This window comes from Amycolatopsis sp. NPDC049253, assembly GCF_040678995.1.
GTDB lineage: Bacteria > Actinomycetota > Actinomycetes > Mycobacteriales > Pseudonocardiaceae > Amycolatopsis.
Window position 1 is genome coordinate 780,438 of sequence record NZ_JBFAQX010000001.1, and the last position, 17,161, is coordinate 797,598.

Annotated in this window: 14 protein-coding genes; 11 read left to right on the plus strand and 3 right to left on the minus strand. The window is 70.5% G+C overall.

Annotation, left to right across the window (positions count from 1 at the left end):
- Window position 1: 1 nt before the first annotated feature.
- Complete coding sequence (gene eccD / locus AB0K15_RS04015) at window positions 2–1,369, minus strand: type VII secretion integral membrane protein EccD (protein WP_364045246.1); 1,368 nt, start codon at window positions 1,367–1,369, stop codon at window positions 2–4.
- A gap of 404 nt (window positions 1,370–1,773) precedes the next feature.
- Between eccD and eccCa the strand changes: the two genes are divergently transcribed.
- From eccCa to AB0K15_RS04040, 5 genes are all read left to right on the plus strand, one after another.
- A complete protein-coding gene (gene eccCa, locus AB0K15_RS04020) occupies window positions 1,774–5,784 on the plus strand; it encodes a type VII secretion protein EccCa (RefSeq protein ID WP_364045248.1) in 4,011 nt (1,336 codons plus the stop codon).
- Between the two features lie 58 nt (window positions 5,785–5,842).
- Window positions 5,843–7,900: a type VII secretion-associated protein gene (locus tag AB0K15_RS04025; RefSeq protein ID WP_364045250.1), complete on the plus strand. Its 2,058-nt coding sequence runs from the start codon at window positions 5,843–5,845 to the stop codon at window positions 7,898–7,900.
- 10 nt (window positions 7,901–7,910) lie between these two features.
- The gene (locus AB0K15_RS04030) at window positions 7,911–8,276 is read left to right on the plus strand and encodes a hypothetical protein (RefSeq protein WP_364045252.1); all 366 of its coding nucleotides are present in this window, start codon (window positions 7,911–7,913) and stop codon (window positions 8,274–8,276) included.
- Between the two features lie 245 nt (window positions 8,277–8,521).
- Entirely contained in the window at window positions 8,522–8,845 is a 324-nt protein-coding gene (locus AB0K15_RS04035) for a WXG100 family type VII secretion target (protein WP_364045254.1), read from the plus strand.
- 58 nt (window positions 8,846–8,903) lie between these two features.
- A complete protein-coding gene (locus AB0K15_RS04040) occupies window positions 8,904–9,188 on the plus strand; it encodes a WXG100 family type VII secretion target (RefSeq protein WP_364045256.1) in 285 nt (94 codons plus the stop codon).
- Between the two features lie 123 nt (window positions 9,189–9,311).
- On the opposite strand, the gene AB0K15_RS04045 is transcribed toward AB0K15_RS04040, so the two are convergent.
- Window positions 9,312–10,166, minus strand: a complete 855-nt coding sequence (locus AB0K15_RS04045; protein WP_364045258.1) for a DUF4333 domain-containing protein — start codon at window positions 10,164–10,166, stop codon at window positions 9,312–9,314.
- A 22-nt stretch (window positions 10,167–10,188) separates the two neighbouring features.
- Window positions 10,189–11,079, minus strand: a complete 891-nt coding sequence (locus AB0K15_RS04050; protein ID WP_364045260.1) for a hypothetical protein — start codon at window positions 11,077–11,079, stop codon at window positions 10,189–10,191.
- Window positions 11,080–11,356: 277 nt separating this feature from the next.
- Between AB0K15_RS04050 and rplM the strand changes: the two genes are divergently transcribed.
- From rplM to AB0K15_RS04080, 6 genes are all read left to right on the plus strand, one after another.
- Complete coding sequence (gene rplM, locus AB0K15_RS04055) at window positions 11,357–11,809, plus strand: 50S ribosomal protein L13 (protein ID WP_220246114.1); 453 nt, start codon at window positions 11,357–11,359, stop codon at window positions 11,807–11,809.
- 14 nt (window positions 11,810–11,823) lie between these two features.
- Window positions 11,824–12,315: a 30S ribosomal protein S9 gene (gene rpsI / locus AB0K15_RS04060; RefSeq protein WP_360597513.1), complete on the plus strand. Its 492-nt coding sequence runs from the start codon at window positions 11,824–11,826 to the stop codon at window positions 12,313–12,315.
- A 258-nt stretch (window positions 12,316–12,573) separates the two neighbouring features.
- Window positions 12,574–13,911, plus strand: coding sequence for a phosphoglucosamine mutase (gene glmM, locus AB0K15_RS04065; protein WP_364045263.1), 1,338 nt, complete (start codon window positions 12,574–12,576; stop codon window positions 13,909–13,911).
- Window positions 13,912–13,996: 85 nt separating this feature from the next.
- Window positions 13,997–14,434: a hypothetical protein gene (locus AB0K15_RS04070; RefSeq protein ID WP_364045265.1), complete on the plus strand. Its 438-nt coding sequence runs from the start codon at window positions 13,997–13,999 to the stop codon at window positions 14,432–14,434.
- A 31-nt stretch (window positions 14,435–14,465) separates the two neighbouring features.
- Window positions 14,466–14,783, plus strand: coding sequence for a hypothetical protein (locus AB0K15_RS04075; RefSeq protein WP_364045267.1), 318 nt, complete (start codon window positions 14,466–14,468; stop codon window positions 14,781–14,783).
- Between the two features lie 2 nt (window positions 14,784–14,785).
- Window positions 14,786–17,101 carry a hypothetical protein gene (locus AB0K15_RS04080; protein ID WP_364045269.1) on the plus strand — a complete coding sequence of 772 codons (2,316 nt, stop codon included), beginning with the start codon at window positions 14,786–14,788 and terminating at the stop codon, window positions 17,099–17,101.
- Window positions 17,102–17,161: the final 60 nt, after the last annotated feature.

Here is a 17,161-nt window from a genome sequence, read left to right on the forward strand (position 1 = left end):
CTCACTTGAGGTTCAGGTGGCGCAGCGTCGTGTAGAGGTCCATCACGCCGAGCGCGAGCGGCAGCACGACCGCGATGCAGATCGCCTCGAGGATCTCCACGGTGCGCCGCAGCGGCGGCGAGAAGCGCTGGTTCGGGAAGATCACGCCGACCACGAGCGAGCCCGCGGCGACCACGATCAGGGCGCCGAACACGTACAGCAGCCGGTATTCCGCCGTGGTGGCGAAGAGCCAGCCGACGAGGATGCCGGCCGCGGACACCATGCCGGTGGTCAGCAGCGCGATCGCCTGGGCGCCGTTGGCGTACGCGCGGGCGCGCAGCAGCAGCACGAGCGTGGCGACCACGCCGAGGATGATCCCGAAGTAGCCCGGCGCCGTCGCGGCGAGCACGGCGGAGACGGCCGTGGTGGCGCCGCAGCCGATCATCAGGCCGGTCATGTAGTCGTGGGCGACCGCGGTGCGCTGCTCGATGGCCTGGTAGTCCGGGAAACCGGAGTCTTCCTTCAGCTCCTCTGCGGTGCTGGGCACGTGCGGCAGCGGGAGCTTCGCGAGCCAGATCGTGGCGCGCGGCAGGATCGAGATGCAGGCGAGCGAAACGGCGACCGCACCGGCGCCCACGCCCGCCGTGGTGGCGCTGGGCACGAGCATGGCGACGAGGAACGCGATCGCGCCGAACGCGCCGGCCGTGGCCGCGGCGATGAACACGCGGATGCCGGCGCCGATGATCAGGATGCAGACCGCCGAGACGATGAGCACGAGCACCGCGCCCAGCAAAAGGTTCGCGCGCACCGAAAGGCCGGGCACGATGTAGAAGCCGCTCACGAACGCCAGCGGCAGGCCGCCCGCGGCCGCGATCAGCACGCCCGTGGCTTCGGCCTGGTAGGCCTTCGCGAGCGTCGCGCCGACCGCCACGCAGGCGATCGCGCCGAGGCCGCCGGCGATGGCCGCGCCGAGCGCGCTGCCGCCGTAGAGCGAGCCGCTCATGAACAGCGCCAGCGCGGAGATGAACAGCGCGAGGCCGCCGGCGACGTGGCCGAAGCGGCGTGCCGTCTCCTTGGTCCACGGGCGGAAGCTGTCGGGCGTCGACTCGGCGATGGCGTCGACCACGTCGTCGTACAGCGGCGGCGGCGGGTTCTCGTTGCGCTTGCGCAGCTGCAGCAGTTCGCCGTCCACGACGCCGAGGGACGCCAGCGTGCGGCTCGGGTCGAGCGGGGCGTCGCCGAGCTTGGCCAGCGCCCAGCCGCCGTGGCGCGCACCGCCGTCGGGCGAGGTCTCCTTGGCCATCTCCAGCAGCATCGGCAGCAGGTCGGCCACCGCGACGTCGGCCGGAAGCGCGACGTCGATCCGGGTGTTCGGCGCGACCACCGTCACCCTGCTGAATACCGTCGTGCCCGTTGCCACTAGATGCCCCCGCTCTGAAGAGTCAGCTCCCGGGGGAACTTATACCGAACCCCGGGGCCGGGATCATCGACTGTCCGAAAATCCCTGGCGAAAGTACACCGGCCGGACGACGGACGGGCCGCGCGACCAGGTGGGATCGGTCGATTCGGGTCCTCGCTGTCGGTGGTGGGTCGTACACTCCGGTGATCAGAGGAAACGGGTTCGCGGGCGAGATGCCGGACGTGCCGGTATCCGTCGGTATCCGATGAGGGGGCAAGCGCGGTGCACTTGCGGGCGTTGGCCGGATTTCCCCGGCGACGTTCGATAGGTTGTCACGCGCGCCCGAGCGCGGGAGCCGGCCGGCAATCGTCGAGTTGGAATAGAGGGGTCCTTCGATGAGCACGCTTCAGTTCAAGAAGTCGCCGCGGCTGGCGGCGCCGCGCCCGCCGGGCGGCGAGGTGCACCTCGAGCCCCCACCCGAAGTACCCCGCACGATCCCGGGCAACATCGTCGCGAAGGCGATTCCGGGCGTCATGATCTTCGCGTCGCTCGGGATGATGGTCTTCATGTTCACGGCGGGTGGGAAGAACCCGACCACGATCATGATGAGCGGCATGATGCTGATGGGCACCGTCGGCATGCTCGCCGGCGGTGGCGGCCGGGGCGGTGGCCAGAAGAAGGCCGAGATGGACGAGGACCGCAAGGACTACCTGCGGTACCTGGGCCAGATGCGCGACCGCGCCCGCGAGGCGATGGTCGACCAGCGCGCCGCGCTCGAGTGGGTGCACCCCGACCCGCAGTCGCTGTGGTCGCTCGCGGCCAGCCGCCGCATGTGGGAACGCCGGCAGAACGACCAGGACTTCCTGCACCTGCGCGTCGGCCGCAGCTCCCACCGCCTCGCCACGCGGCTCGTGCCGCCGCAGACCGGCCCGGTCGACGAGCTGGAGCCGATCGCCACCCTCGCGCTGCGCCGGTTCGTGCGCGCGCACTCGATCGTGCCCGACCTGCCCACGCAGATCACCCTGCGCGGGTTCGCCGCCGTGAGCATGCAGGGCGAGCGTTCGCTCACGCGTGGCCTCACCCGCGCGATGCTCGCGCAGCTGGTCACCTTCCACAGCCCCGATGACGTGATGATCGCGATCGCCACCGCGGGCCGCGCGAAGGAGGAGTGGGAGTGGGCGAAGTGGCTCCCGCACGTCCAGCACCCCACGATGTCCGACGGCATCGGCCAGCTCCGCATGATGGCCGGCTCGCTGGCCCAGATCGAGCAGTGGCTCGACGAGGAGCTGCGCGACCGGCAGCGGTTCTCCCGCAACGCCACGCCCGCGCCCGACCAGCCGCACGTCGTGATCGTGATCGACGACGCCGAGGTCACGCGTGAAGAGCAGATCATCCTGGAGGAGGGCCTGGTCGGCGTCACGCTGGTCGACCTGTCCGACACCCTCGGGAACCTGTCGGCCCGCCGCGGCCTGCGGCTCGTGGTCGAGCCCGACCGCCTCGGCGCGCGCAGCGCCGGCGGCGTCGAGTGGTTCGGCCGGCCGGACACGCTGTCGGTGGTCGAGGCCGAGGCGCTCGCCCGCCTGATCGCGCCGTACCGCGTCGGCGGTGGCGGCGGCACGGAGGCGTCGGACGACGAGCCGTTGCTGTCCAACCCCACGCTGCTGGAGCTGCTCGGTATCCCGGGCGACCCGATGACGTTCGACGTGCAGGGCGCCTGGCGCCCGCGGCCCGTGCGCGACCGCTACCGCGTGCCGTTCGGTGTCGGCGAGTACGGCCAGGCCGTCGAGCTGGACATCAAGGAAGCGGCGATGGAGGGCATGGGCCCCCACGGCCTGTGCATCGGGGCGACCGGTTCCGGTAAGTCTGAGTTCCTCCGCACGCTGGTGCTGGGCCTGCTCGCCACGCACTCGAGCACGTCGCTCAACATGATCCTCGTCGACTTCAAGGGTGGTGCGACGTTCCTCGGCCTGGACAAGGCCCCGCACGTCGCCGCCACGATCACCAACCTCGCGGGCGACCTCACCCTGGTCGACCGCATGAAGGACGCCATCGCGGGTGAGGTGTCCCGGCGCCAGGAAGTGCTGGCGAAGGGCAACTACAAGAACGTGTGGGACTACGAGAAGGCGCGCGAGAACGGCGCCGACCTCGACCCGCTGCCCGCGCTGTTCATCTGCATCGACGAGTTCTCCGAGATGCTGACGGCGAAGCCGGACTTCATCGACATCTTCCTCCAGATCGGCCGCGTCGGCCGGTCGCTGCAGATGCACATGCTGCTCGCGTCGCAGCGGCTGGAGGAGGGCAAGCTGCGCGGTCTGGACACCTACCTGTCCTACCGGATCGGCCTGAAGACCTTCTCGGCCGCGGAGTCGCGCGCCGCGATCGGCGTGCCGGACGCGTTCGAGCTGCCGTCGATCCCGGGTTCGGGCTACCTCAAGTACGACACCTCCACGATGGTGCGGTTCAAGGCGTCGTACGTGTCGGGCCCGTACCGGCCCGCCGGGATCAAGGCGGCCGGGCCGGTGGCCACGGTCGTGCGCGCGGACAAGCGCCCGCAGCTGTTCGTGCCCGACTTCGTCGAGCTGCCGCCCGAGCCGGAGCCGCAGTTCGAGCCGGTCGAAGAGGTGGCGAAGCCGAAGGAGTCGGAGGAGGCCACCGAACCGAGCGAGCTCGAGGTGATGGTCGACCGGTTCATCGGCCAGGGCCCGCCCGCGCACGAGGTGTGGCTGCCGCCGTTGGACGAGTCCAACTCGCTCGACACGATGCTGCCGAACCTCAACCCCACCGACGACCGCGGCCTGTCCCCGGTCGGGTTCTTCGGCAACGGCCGGCTGCAGGTGCCGCTGGGCATCGTCGACCGGCCGTTCGAGCAGCGGCGCGACCTGCTGTGGGCCGACTTCTCCGGTGCCGCCGGGCACGCGGTGATCGCCGGCGGTCCGCAGGCCGGCAAGTCGACCATGCTCCGCACGCTGATCATGTCGATGGCGCTCACGCACACGCCCGAGGAAGTGCAGTTCTACTGCCTCGACCTCGGTGGTGGCACGCTCGCCGGTATCGCGGACCTCCCGCACGTCGGCGGGGTGGCCGTGGCCCGGCGCGAGCCGGACAAGGCCCGCCGGATCGTGGCCGAGCTGACCACGCTCATGACCGAGCGCGAAGGCCGGTTCGGCGCGATGGGCATCGACTCGATGACCGAGTTCCGCAACCGCAAGCGCCGCGGCGAGATCCCCGCCGAGCAGGACCCGTTCGGCGACGCGTTCCTGATCGTGGACAACTGGCGCGCCATCCGCGACGACTTCGACGAACTCGAGGCGTCGATCACGCGGCTGGCCACGCAGGGTCTGTCGTACGGCATCCACGTGGTCATCTCCGCCAACCGGTGGGCCGACCTGCGCCCGGCGATCAAGGACATGCTGGGCACGCGGTTCGAGCTGCGCCTGGGTGACCCGACCGAGTCGGACATCGACCGCCGCGTCGCGGTCAACGTCCCGGCCGGGCGCCCCGGCCGTGGTCTGACCCGCGACAAGCTGCACATGCTCACGGGCCTGCCGCGCATCGACGGCTCCAGCGACGCCGAGTCGCTGGCCGCGGGTGTGGCCGACGCCGTCGCGAAGATCCGCGGCGCCTGGCGCGGCCGCACCGCACCGCAGGTCCGCCTGCTGCCGGAGATGATCACCTACGACGAAGTCCTCAAGATCGACTCCAAGCGCAACACGAAGCTGGTGCCCTTCGGCGTCAACGAGGACGACCTCTCGCCGGTCTACCTCGACTTCGACGCCGAGCCGCACTTCTTCGCGTTCGCCGACGGCGAGTCGGGCAAGACGAACCTGCTGCGCCAGATCGGCCGGGGGATCGCCGAGCGCTACTCGCCGCAGGAGGGTGTGATCCTCCTGGTCGACTACCGGCGCACGATGCTCGGCTTCCTCGAGGGCGACTCGCTGCTCGGGTACGCCGTGTCGTCGAACCAGCTGGAGAGCATGGTCAAGGACGTGCACGGGTCGATGACCCGGCGCCTGCCCGGCCCGGACGTCACACAGGACCAGCTGCGGAACCGGTCGTGGTGGACCGGACCGGAGCTGTTCATCCTGGTCGACGACTACGACCTGGTGGCCACGCAGACGTCCAACCCGCTCAAGCCGCTGGCGGACTTCCTCGCCCAGGCGAAGGACGTCGGCCTGCACCTGATCATCGTGCGCCGCACCGGTGGTGCGTCGAGGGCCTCCTACGACCCGGTCATCGGCAAGCTGAAGGAGATCGCGGCGCCGGGCATGGTCATGAACGGCTCGAAGGACGAGGGCGTGCTGATCGGCAACATCCGGCCCGCCGCGATGCCGCCGGGCCGGGGCGTGATGCTCAGCCGCAAGAACGGCAGGCAGCTCGTGCAGGTGTCGTGGATCCAGCCCGACTGATTGTGGTGGCCGGCCACGATGTGCGCGGCCGGTGCCCGGGCGACGGCAGGAGTGACGGGTGACGGTGCGGGTCGCGGTGGACTTCGGGACCACCAGCACCTGCGTCGTCGCCTCCGTCAACGGCCGCGAGCCGCAGGTCGTGGTGATCGACGGCCAGCCGTTGATGTCGTCGGCGGTCTTCGCGGCCGCCGACGGCACGCTGTTCGTCGGCCAGGAGGCCGAGCGGCAGGCGGCCGTCGACCCGTCGCGCTACGAACCCAACCCGAAGCGGCGCATCGACGAGGGTGATCTGCTGCTCGGCGACTCCGTGCTGCGGGTCACCGACGTCATCCATGCCGTGCTGGGCCGGGCGGTGGCCGAGGCGCGCCGCATCGCGGGCGAAGCCGAGGTCGACCTCCTCGTGCTCACGCACCCCGCCGACTGGGGTGCGATCCGCACCCGTCTGCTGCGCCAGGCCGCGGGCCGGCTGGCGCGCGAGGTCGCGCTGGTGCCGGAACCCGTGGCCGCGGCCGTGTACCACGCGGCCACCTTCGCGCCCGTCGCGCAGCCGGACGGCCGGACCGTGGAGTTCAGCGGCCGGCCCGGCGACGCGCTCGCGGTGCTCGATCTCGGGGGCGGCACGGTCGACGTCAGCGTCGTGCAGCGGCTGCCCGAGCCCGGGCGCGGGCCGGGCACTCGTGGTGGGTTCCAGGTGCTCGCCACCCGCGGCGACCCGAGCTTCGGCGGCGCGGACATCGACCAGGCCCTGCTGGAGCACATCGGCTCGCTGGTGTCGGGAGCCGATCAGGACGCGTGGCAGCAGCTGGTCACGGGCCGCGAGCTCGCCGACCGGCGCCGTCGCCGGGTGCTGCGCCAGGACGTGCGCGGCGCGAAGGAGACGTTGTCGCGCCACACTTACACCGACGTGCCGATGCCGCCGCCGTTCGCCGACGCGCACGTGACGCGCGAGGATCTCGAGAAGCTCATCGCGGCGCCGCTCGGGCGCACGGTGGAGCTGACCAGCGCGGCGATCGCCGACGCCGGGCTGCGGCCGAAGCAGCTCACCGCGATCTTCCTCGTCGGCGGTTCGAGCCGGATCCCGATGATCTCCCGCCTGGTCCACGAGCGCACCGGCGTGGTGCCCACGAGCCTCGACCAGCCGGAGACGGTGGTGGCGCGCGGCGCGCTGCGGGCGGTGCTGGTGGATCCCGACCGCACGGGCGCGCTGCCCGGCGCCTCGGTGGCGCGCCTGGCCGGTGCTCCCGGCGGCGTTCGGGCGGCCGAGCAGCGCACCGACGTCGTGCGTCCCGGCGAGCTGTCGCGACCGGGCGACCCGCAGGCCGACGGTGACGGCCGCACCGAGCTGTTGTCGCGGCCCGCTGCGCCGCGGGTTCAGCCAAGGCCCCCGTTGGTGCCGCAATCCGTGCCCCAGCCGCCGTCCGGGCCGATGCCGGCGGCGCGGCCGACGCCGGGCCGGGGCTTCGCGGGACCTCCTCCCGGTGGGGCGCGGCCCGCCCAGCCGGGTGGTCCGGGCCGACCGCCGGGACAGCCGTGGCCGCCCGAGACCGGAGCCACCGGCAAGCGCGCCGGCCGGAAGCGGCTGTGGGGGATCATCGCGGTCGTGGCGGTGGTCGTGGTCGCCGCCGCGGTGGTGTTGTTCGTGGTCAACCAGGGCAATGGCGACAATCCGGCGCAGCTGCAGGGCAAGACGTTCGTCCAGTACGACTTCAGCGTCAGCGCGCCCCAGGACTGGGTCCAGACCTCCGACCAGGTGGCCGAGCGCCAGGTGATCCTGCACCCGCAGGACGCGGCCGCCGGCAACGACCTCGTGGTCGCCCAGGAGTTCGTGATGGACTACGACGCGACGGCCGACCGCGCGCAGCTCGTGAACTCTTTGCAAGCGCAGGCGGCCCGGGACCCGAACTACAGCGCCTTCGACCCGAACCTGACGTACGGTGGCCGCACCGTGATCGGGTACCACCAGCGCAAGAGCGACCAGCTCACCGTGAACTGGTACGTGGTGGTGCAGGGGAAGATCCGGGTGCACGTGGGGTGCCAGCACGAAGCCCCCGCGTTGCGGCAACGCGTCGACACGGCCTGCGAGCAGATCGTGCGGACGCTGAAGATCACCAGCTGAAGGAGTGCCCGTGCCGTCGGAACCCGAGTCCGCCGTGGCGGCTTTCACCCGCGCGGGGCAGGACGCCGTCACGCACGCGCGCCGGGTCGCCGGCACCGCGCTCGCCCGCAACGTCCGCCACCGCGAGGACAACCGGGAACTGATGAAGGCCTATGCCCGCCACCGCCTCGCCGGCGGCGGTGCCGTCGAGCCGACTCCCCGGGTGCTGCGCGGTGCCGCCGCCCGGTTCCGCGCGGCGTGCGGACTGCCGATGCCGCACCTGCCGACGGAGGCCGAATTGGTCCGGTCCGAGCCCGAAGTTCCGTCGCCGGCCGCACGAACGAGTGATGAGGAAGAGGACTTTTCGCAGTTGCGAATCATGAGCCGGGAACCGTGAATCTCGTTCATTCCGGCTGTGCGTGTGCTAACTGCCCAGTAGGCCAAGGGTTTTGCGACTTCTCCCGGCGGCGTCGCGCGCCGGCTCGGCGGCGCCGGTTCCCTCGAGTGGCGTTCACGCAAGCAACTACTTGGGAAATCTCGCACCAAGGGTGAACCGAACCTGGCACTGTCTTCGTCGTAGGGGTGTACGGCGGAAACAGGACGCCGATACGCACGATCAATGAAACGAAGGGGGTAGTTCCCATGGCGGCTGGCGGCTTTGAAGGAACTCCGGAAGAGTTCACCAACGCTGAGAACCAGGTCACCGACGTTCGCGTCGCGATGGACCAGCGGCTCTCCACGCTGCAGGGCGAGATCGAAGCCACTCGCGCGGGCTGGGACGGCGAAGCGGCTCAGGCGTTCAACAACGTCATGCAGCGCTTCGACGAGTCGGGCAAGAAGCTGAACCAGGCGCTCCAGCGCATTGCGGACCTGCTGCAGGAAGCCGGCTCCAAGTACCAGCGCACTGAAGCCGAGCAGAACGAAATCGTGAGCAGCTTCAACAAGGGCTTCGGCGTCCTCGGCTGAGCCGAGCGTCAACGTTCAGTTCATCCATTCCACACCCCGACTTTGACAGGAGTACGACATGGCACGCATCCTCGTTGACCCGGCCACGATCCACCGGGCGGCTGACGACTGCAACGCGACCACCAAGGACCTGAAGTCCTCGTTCGACCGGCTCAAGGAAGACCTGAGCAAGCTCACGAACACCTGGACCGGTGCGGCCAAGGACAACTACATGAAGGCCCAGGCCGACTGGGACAACAGCTTCAACGACCTGACCCAGCTGCTGGCGCAGATCGCCATCGCGCTGCCGGAGATCGCCGACGGTTACACCAAGACCGACAAGGACGTCGAGAACCTCTTCTGATTCTCGGGTTCCGGCGAAACCACGGCGGGCTCCGCACTTCGGTGCGGGCCCGCCGTTTTCGTGTGCGGGGCAAGGGGAATCGCCGCGTCCCTTGTGGACTGGAACGGCGCCCCCCCCCGGTGCTCAGTGCGGCGCGCCGACCTCGTACTCGGGCTTGTCGTTGAGCACCCGGACCGTGACCTTGCGCGGCTGCCCGCCGAGCTGCAGCGTGCAGTCGAAGGTGGTGCCGTTCTGGGTGGACTCACCCGAGGGGCAGGCCACGTTCGTCACATCGGGCTCGCCGTAGTTCTCGGCGAGCACACGGGAAACGCCGTCCTGCAACGACTTCTGGTCGAGCGTGTCCCCTTGGAACGCGCCGAGCAGCCACGCCGCGCCGCCGCCGATGACCACCACGGCCACGGCCGCGCCCGCGATCACCCACGGCCGCTTCGAACGCGGGGCCTTCTTCACGGCTTCGGCGGAAAACGCGCCGAGCCCGCCGTACGTCGTCGGCTGGAACCCGCCGCCGAACGCCGTGCCCTGCTGCTGTGGCGGCACGCCCGGCACCTGCTGCGCCTGCTGTCCGGTGGAGTAGGGCTGCTGCTGCGGACCGCCGGCCGGGTTCGCGTACGGCTGCGGCCCGCTCGCCGGATACTGCTGCGGGGCGGCGCCGGGGTGCGGCTGCGCTCCGGTTCCGGGGTTCGCGTACTGCTGCGGGCCGGCGTACTGCTGCCCACCGGTGTTCGGGTACTGCGCCGGCGTTCCCTGCGACCACGGGTTTTGCTGCGGGTTGTGCGGTTGCTGCCACGCACCCTGCTGCGCCCCGCCCTGCTGCCACTGGCTCGGGTACTGGGCTTCCTGCCCGCCGGGACCGCCGGCCGCGGGCACCGCGGGTGCCGCGGGTGCCGCGGGTGCCGCGGGTGCCGCGGGTGCCGCGGGCGCCGCGGGGGGTTGCCACCACTGCTGTGGTTGCCGGTGCTGCTCGGGCGGCTGGGTCATCGGAGGTCACCTCGGGTGCTCATCAGTTGCCCTGCAGCTGGGCGAGCCGGTTGTAGAAGTCCTGTTTCGCGGCGTCGTCCGGCAGTGCGGTGATCTGGCTCGCGTCCGGCAGCTTCGGCAGGTCCTGCGCGGTCGCCTTGCCGGTGAAGCGGAAGTCGTAGTTGAGCTCGATGTTGTGCCCGTCGCCGGAGAACTTGGCGGCCATCACGAACTCGGTCAGCGAACCGTCCGGCTTGAGCTTGATCGTGGTGGGGATCACGGACTTGTTCAGCTGCGGCCCCACCTCCTTGAGCAGCGAGTCCGGCAGCAGTTCCACGCGCTTGTCGAGGAACTGCGAGAAGGGGACGTTCACGGTCAGCTCCGCCGAGCCGTCGGCCGAGCTCTTCGCGCCGCGCACGGCCTTCTTGTCGGCCTTGTACGAGTCGTCCACGGCGTCGGCCATCTTGCAGGCCGTGAGCACTCCGCCCCACGCGCACGGCTGGATCAGGCCGGCCTCCGGCTTCGGCATCGACACCCACGCCGTCGGCTCGAGTGACTTGTACGTGGGGCCGAGGTAGACGTACTCGAGCGTCCCGTCGGCGGGGGTGAACGTGTCGATGATCTCGTCGGGGTTCTTCTGCGACCGGTTGTGGACCACGCGGCTCTCGGGGCTGCCGGTGCGGGCGGAGGTGATCACGCTGTGGATCCACTTGTCGTCGAACTTGAAGTACGCGTCGGCGGAGTTGGTGACGTCGCGCGCGTCGAGGATGGAGTTCTCGAGCTTCGACATCGCCTTCTCGAACTTGGCGCCGACGTAGGCCGAGGCCTGGTCGCCGTTGGGCAGCGCGGTGCCGGCGCGGGCTTGCCCGCACGCGGTCGCGAGCACCAGCACGGCGCCCAGGGCGAGCGCCGCCCGGCTTGCCCGTTTCGTCATCGCTTTCCCCCGGGTGTTCTGCTGTCCGCGCGGATCGTCTCATCTTGGCTTGTCCCGCGCGCCCGCGTGGGTGGTTCGGCGAGGTCGGCGGGTACGATCGGGGCGCGGTCCGAAGAGTTCGGTCACCGGAGGTATCGGTTGCCGGGCACTCCTGTTGCACCCCCGCTGCACGGGTCACGTGAGCAGGGGCGTATCTTCATATGTCGTTGTGCGTTGCGGCGCGTCAGCGCTAGGCCCGCACAGAACCCACACGCAATGTTGACGACGAGGTAGACCCTTGCCCACGTACAGCCCCAAGCCCGGCGACGTCACTCGTGCCTGGCACGTGATCGACGCCGAGGATGTCGTGCTCGGCCGGCTCGCGACCGAGGTCGCCACGCTGCTGCGCGGCAAGCACAAGCCGACTTATGCCCCGCACGTGGACACCGGCGACTTCGTCGTCATCGTCAACGCCGAGAAGGTCGCGCTCACCGGTAACAAGCGCGACCAGAAGTTCGCGTACCGCCACAGTGGCTACCCCGGTGGTCTGCGCAAGCGTTCCTTCGGCGAGCTGCTCGACACCAAGCCCGAGCACCTTGTCGAAAAGGTCGTGAAGGGCATGCTGCCGAAGAACAAGCTCGGCCGCGCCATGGCCAAGAAGCTGAAGGTGTACGCCGGCCCGCAGCACCCGCACGCCGCGCAGCAGCCGCAGGCGCGCGAGATCACCAAGATCGCGCAGGTCGCGCAGTGAGTGAGGAACAGTCTGTGACCAGCACCGAGACCGAGGTCGTCGCCTCGACCGAGACCCCCGAGGGCGAGGCCGTCGCCACCAGCGAGACGCCCGCCGCCCCGCGTCCGTCGCGCGCCGCGGGTGGCAACGCCCAGACCGTCGGCCGTCGCAAGGAGGCCGTGGTCCGCGTCCGCGTCGTCCCCGGCACCGGTGAGTTCAAGCTCAACGGCCGCAGCCTCGCGGAGTACTTCCCGAACAAGGTGCACCAGCAGCTCATCCGTGAGCCGCTCGTCACGGTCGACAAGCCGGACTCGTTCGACATCTTCGCCAACCTCCACGGCGGCGGCATCTCGGGCCAGGCCGGCGCGCTGCGTCTCGCCATCGCCCGCGCCCTGGTCGAGGTCGACGCCGACGACCGCCCGGCCCTCAAGAAGGCCGGCTTCCTGACCCGTGACGCGCGCGCCACGGAGCGGAAGAAGTACGGCCTCAAGAAGGCCCGTAAGGCTCCGCAGTACAGCAAGCGCTGATTCGTGTGGGGGTTTCGTACCCCCGTGTCCCTGCGAAGGGGCAACCTCGGGAGCGCCCATCCGTCCATCGGATGGGCGCTCTCGTGCTTTCCGAGTGCTGTCTGAACGTGTTCTCTGGGACCTCAGGCGTCCCATCTGCCCCACAGTGATGCATTTCGCGCGCGGTCCGCGACATTCCTGGGGTGGGGGCAGGGGCCCGGCCGGGTCGCAGCCGCCGCTAGGTTGTCGTGGTCGATTTGGACCTAGGAGGTCGTGGAGATGGCCCGACTGTTCGGCACCGACGGGGTACGAGGCCTGGCCAACGCCGAGCTGACCCCCGAGCTGGCGCTTTCGCTCGCGGCCAGTGCCGCGCGTGTGCTCGCCGCGCACGACCGTTCGCACCGCCCGGTGGCCGTCGTCGGCCGCGACCCGCGCGCCAGTGGCGAGATGCTGGAGGCCGCCGTGGTGGCGGGCCTCGCGTCCGCCGGTGCCGACGTGCTGCGTCTGGGCGTGCTGCCGACGCCCGCCGTCGCGTACCTCGTGGGTGCGCTGGAGGCCGATCTGGGCGTGATGATCTCGGCCTCGCACAACCCCATGCCGGACAACGGCATCAAGCTCTTCGCCGCGGGCGGGCACAAGCTCCCCGACAGCATCGAGGACGAGATCGAAGCCGGCCTGGGCGGCGCTGACGTCGTCCGCCCGACGGGCTCGGGCGTCGGGCGCGTCTCCGACGTCTCCGACGCGCTCGACCTGTACGTCGACCACCTAATCTCGGCCACCCCGCACCGCCTCGACGGCCTCAAGGTCGTGGTGGACTGCGCCAACGGCGCGTCCGCCGTCGCCGCCCCCGAGGCCTACCGCCGCGCCGGCGCCGAGGTCGTCGCCCTCCACGCGGAGCCCGACGGCATCAACATCAACGAGCACTGCGGTTCGAACCACCCCGACCTGCTCCGCGCCGCCGTCGTCGAGCACGGCGCCGACCTGGGCATCGCCCACGACGGCGACGCCGACCGCTGCGTCGCCGTGGACGCCTCGGGCGAGCTCGTGGACGGCGACCAGATCATGGCCGTGCTGGCCCTCGCACTCGCCGAGGACGGCGAGCTGGTGAAGGACACGCTCGTCGCCACCGTGATGAGCAACCTGGGCCTGCACCTCGCGATGAAGGCTCACGGCATCACGGTCGTCACCACGTCCGTCGGCGACCGCTACGTGCTCGAAGAACTGCGCGCCTCCGGCCTCGCCCTCGGCGGCGAACAGTCGGGCCACGTGGTTCTCCCCGCCCACGCCACCACCGGCGACGGCCTGCTGACCGCCCTGCGCCTCATGTCCCGCATGGCCGCCACCGGCAAGAAGCTCGCCGAGCTCGCCTCCGTGATGAACCGCCTGCCCCAGGTCCTCGTCAACGTCCCCGTCGCGGACAAGGCGGCCGTCGCCGACTCCTCCGAAGTCCGCGACGCCGTCGGCGAGGTCGAAGCCGAACTCGGCGAAGAGGGCCGCGTCCTCCTGCGCCCCTCGGGCACCGAACAGCTCGTCCGCGTCATGGTCGAGGCCCCAGCCCACGCCACGGCCCAGGCCGCGGCGGACCGGCTGGCCGGAGTGGTGTCCGCGGTCTCCTGATCGTCCCGATTTCGGTGAACGTCCTGCGCCTTCGGTGACCCCGGAGGTACATTCCGCATGCAGTGCGGACCGACGGGGGAGTGGGATGGACGGGCAGGAGGGGCTGAGTCCTCAGTTCGCCAGAAGCCTGGTGGCGATGGAGGAGGTCCGGGCCCAATACCGGGCCGATCACGAGCGCGCGCTGGCCGACGACGAGACGCGTCAGGCGGAGTTCGCCAAGCTCGTCGAGGAGAATCGCGCCCGAAGCGAGCAGCTGCGCGCGGAGCGTGAGGTCGCCGGAACCGAGAGCGATCCCGCCGCGTCGAAGGACGCGGAGCTGGCCGCCAAACGGGCGGCGGAGAACGCCGAAGACGGCGCGATCTTCCAGTTCGAGGACGAGACCGCGGTGGAAGCGCCGCCGGAGCCGGTGGTGCCCGCGTTCCGGCCGCCACCGCCAGAGGCCCCGGCCCGCCCGGCCGCACGGCACCGCGCGTCGGAGGTCGACGACGACTTCTCGGCCACGAACTGGGTCGACGACCACTGAGGCAGCTGTTCCGCACGAGGGGAGAAGTGCGTTGGCCGGATTCAACATCGAACCGGATCAGGTGAAGAACGTCGCGAACGAGGTGTCCTCGATGGCGACGTCGTTCGACGAGATGAAGACCTACACCGCGCAGTCACAGCTGACGCCCGCGCACTTCGGCAAGATCCCCGGCCTCTCCGAAGCGGCCGGCGCGTACGTCGCCAAGGCCCAGGCGCTCGGCGATTCCGCCACGAAGGGCGGCGCGTTCCTCAAGGACTACGCCACGCGGCTCAACCAATCGGCGACTCTGCACTCGGAGAACGAGCAGGAGAGCGCCTGGGGCATCACCGACGCGGGCAGGGAGGCCTGACCGTGACTCCGCCTCCCGCCATCGGCCGCCTCGGCGACACCATCATCGCTCCGCTGCAGCCCCCGGCCGACGTCCACCTGGACGACACGTCCGACAACATGCTGAAGTCGCTCACCGGCTTCCACGACAAGATGACCGGCAAGCTCGGCGGCCTCTACGCGCGGTGGATCGGTCATCCTTCGCGGAACCTCGCGTTCCAGTTCGCGGCGCCGTACGGCCAGGGCGATGAGGAGAACCGGCTGCTCGGCGAGCTGGGCGGCTTCGGCTTCGGCTATTTCTGGGGTGCGCAAGGCCGAGCGGCCAACCTCGGCAAGGCGGCCAAAGCCGCGCAGGACGCGAGCGGCCAGGTCAAGCAGGATCTGTCCGCGGCTTGGCAGGGCAAGGCCGCGGATTCCGCCGGCGAGAAGATGGACGATCTGAACAAGGTTCTCGGCGACTACAGCGGCACGGTCAACGGGTTCAGCCAGTTGCTGCAGAACCTGTGGCACACGGTTCGGCCGCCGATCGCCGACTTGGCGAAGCTTCCCGACACGCCAGGCAGAGCGCCGAAGACCTTCCTGGATGCCCACAACCCTGACGACTGCGACGGCCTGTCGATGTTCATCGACCGGCTCGACGAGGCCATCAAATGGGGCCGTGACAAGGGGGATGACGACAGCATCGCGGCCCTTTGGGGTAATCCGCGAAGCGGGTCAGAGGTCGCAAGAAGCCAGGAACATGGAACTGGGCCGATCGCGCCGCAGGACATTCGGCACATGTCGGTGGACCTCGACACGGACTACGACTCCAAGTGGTCCGACATGCTCTGCAGCCAGATGGATGAGTACAGCGCGCAGTACTCGAACGCCATGAACGACTATCGGCAGGCGATCCGCAACGCGCACACCGCCGCGACCAACGCGTTGCGGGCGTTCTCGGATGGTCTGAATGTGCCGACGGACCCGTTCGGCTCGCTGCACCTCGGCGCGTCTCCGGACACCGGTGGTGGCACCAAGACCAGCAGCTCGGGCGGCCACAGCAGCAGTCCCGGCGGGCCGTCTTCGGGCGGTGGTGGCGGCAGCATGACTCCGCCACCGGCCACCCCGACCCCGACGCCGGCGGTGACCGCGCCGGCGGCGGCGGATCCGAACCTCAACCCCGTCACGCACCAGCCGCTCGAGGTGGACCCGTCGACGGGCCAGCCGTACCCGATCGACCCGAAGACGGGCGAGGCGATCAAGTCCGACGCGACGGAGCCCGAGACGGTGACCGTCGAGCAGGGCGACAACAAGATCTCCATGTCCGAGCCGGACGACCACGGGAAGATGGGCCTCACCGTCGACGACGGGACCGGGCAGGAGAAGCAGTACCAGCTCGACTTCGGCGACGATCCCGCGCCGGCCCAGGGCGGCGGCGCCGACTTCGGCCCGCAGGGACATGACGGCGCGCAGGACGCGCCGGGCCGGCCCGACGCCGGTCGGCACCAGGCTCCGCAGCCCGACGGCGCGCCCACCCCGGCCGGCACCGCGATGTCTGGCCAGGTCTACCAGCCGGGTCCCGACGGCAAGATCCACATCGACGACGGGAACCTCAAGATCACCGCCGAGCGGCCCGAGGGCGCGGACGGTCCCACGGTGGTGACCGTCGACGACGGTTCCGGCCGGCCGACGAAGTACACCCTCGGCGACGACGGCGACCTCCACCCCGCTACCGCGGACGGGCAGCTCGCCGGGAACCTCGCACAGCCTGTGGCGGCTCAGCACACCGTCGGGATGCCGGACCAGACCAGTCCGATCGACCACGCCACCCCGGTCAGCCACGGTGCATCGGACCAGGCCGGCCCCGTCGATCATTCCGGCGCGGTCGATCACTCCGGCGCCCACGACACGACGGACGCCGGGGCGCCGACCGGTCGTCACCATGCCGCGCCGGACGTCGGGATGCCGGCCGACTCGGTCGATGTGCGGGCCGCGTCGGTCGATCAGCCGAGCGTGGACGACTCGACGACCGCCCAGTCGCTCACCGATCCCACGGACAGCCACAGCGGCCTCGGCCCCGGGTTCGACGACGGTCTCGGCGAAACCTCCGAACCGGCCGACTGGCAGGGCGGTGGTGGCGCCACCGCGCCGACCTCCGGCGACCTCGGCACGGCCCCGACCACGACCGACCAGCAAGGACAGCCCATGGCCATGATGGGCGGCGGCATGATGGGTGGTGGTGGGCTCGGCAGTACCGGCGGTGACCAGGAGCGCGGGTCGAACCCGTACCGATCCGGCCTGTTCGAGTCGACACCGAGCGGCCGCCGGATCAGCGGCTCGTTGCTCGACGACGAGAACTGAGCGCTTTGTCGACTCAAGCCTCCTGACTCGCTAGATTTCCGGTGCACGGAACCGGCACCG

Bases quoted from the DNA above. Each gene is read 5' to 3' on its own strand.
- AB0K15_RS04070 (WP_364045265.1), top strand. From the start codon at position 13,997: ATGGACGGGCAGGAGGGGCTGAGTCCTCAGTTCGCCAGAAGCCTGGTG.
- eccCa (WP_364045248.1), top strand. From the start codon at position 1,774: ATGAGCACGCTTCAGTTCAAGAAGTCGCCGCGGCTGGCGGCGCCGCGC.
- AB0K15_RS04040 (WP_364045256.1), top strand. From the start codon at position 8,904: ATGGCACGCATCCTCGTTGACCCGGCCACGATCCACCGGGCGGCTGAC.
- AB0K15_RS04045 (WP_364045258.1), bottom strand. From the start codon at position 10,166: ATGACCCAGCCGCCCGAGCAGCACCGGCAACCACAGCAGTGGTGGCAA.
- AB0K15_RS04035 (WP_364045254.1), top strand. From the start codon at position 8,522: ATGGCGGCTGGCGGCTTTGAAGGAACTCCGGAAGAGTTCACCAACGCT.
- AB0K15_RS04050 (WP_364045260.1), bottom strand. From the start codon at position 11,079: ATGACGAAACGGGCAAGCCGGGCGGCGCTCGCCCTGGGCGCCGTGCTG.
- glmM (WP_364045263.1), top strand. From the start codon at position 12,574: ATGGCCCGACTGTTCGGCACCGACGGGGTACGAGGCCTGGCCAACGCC.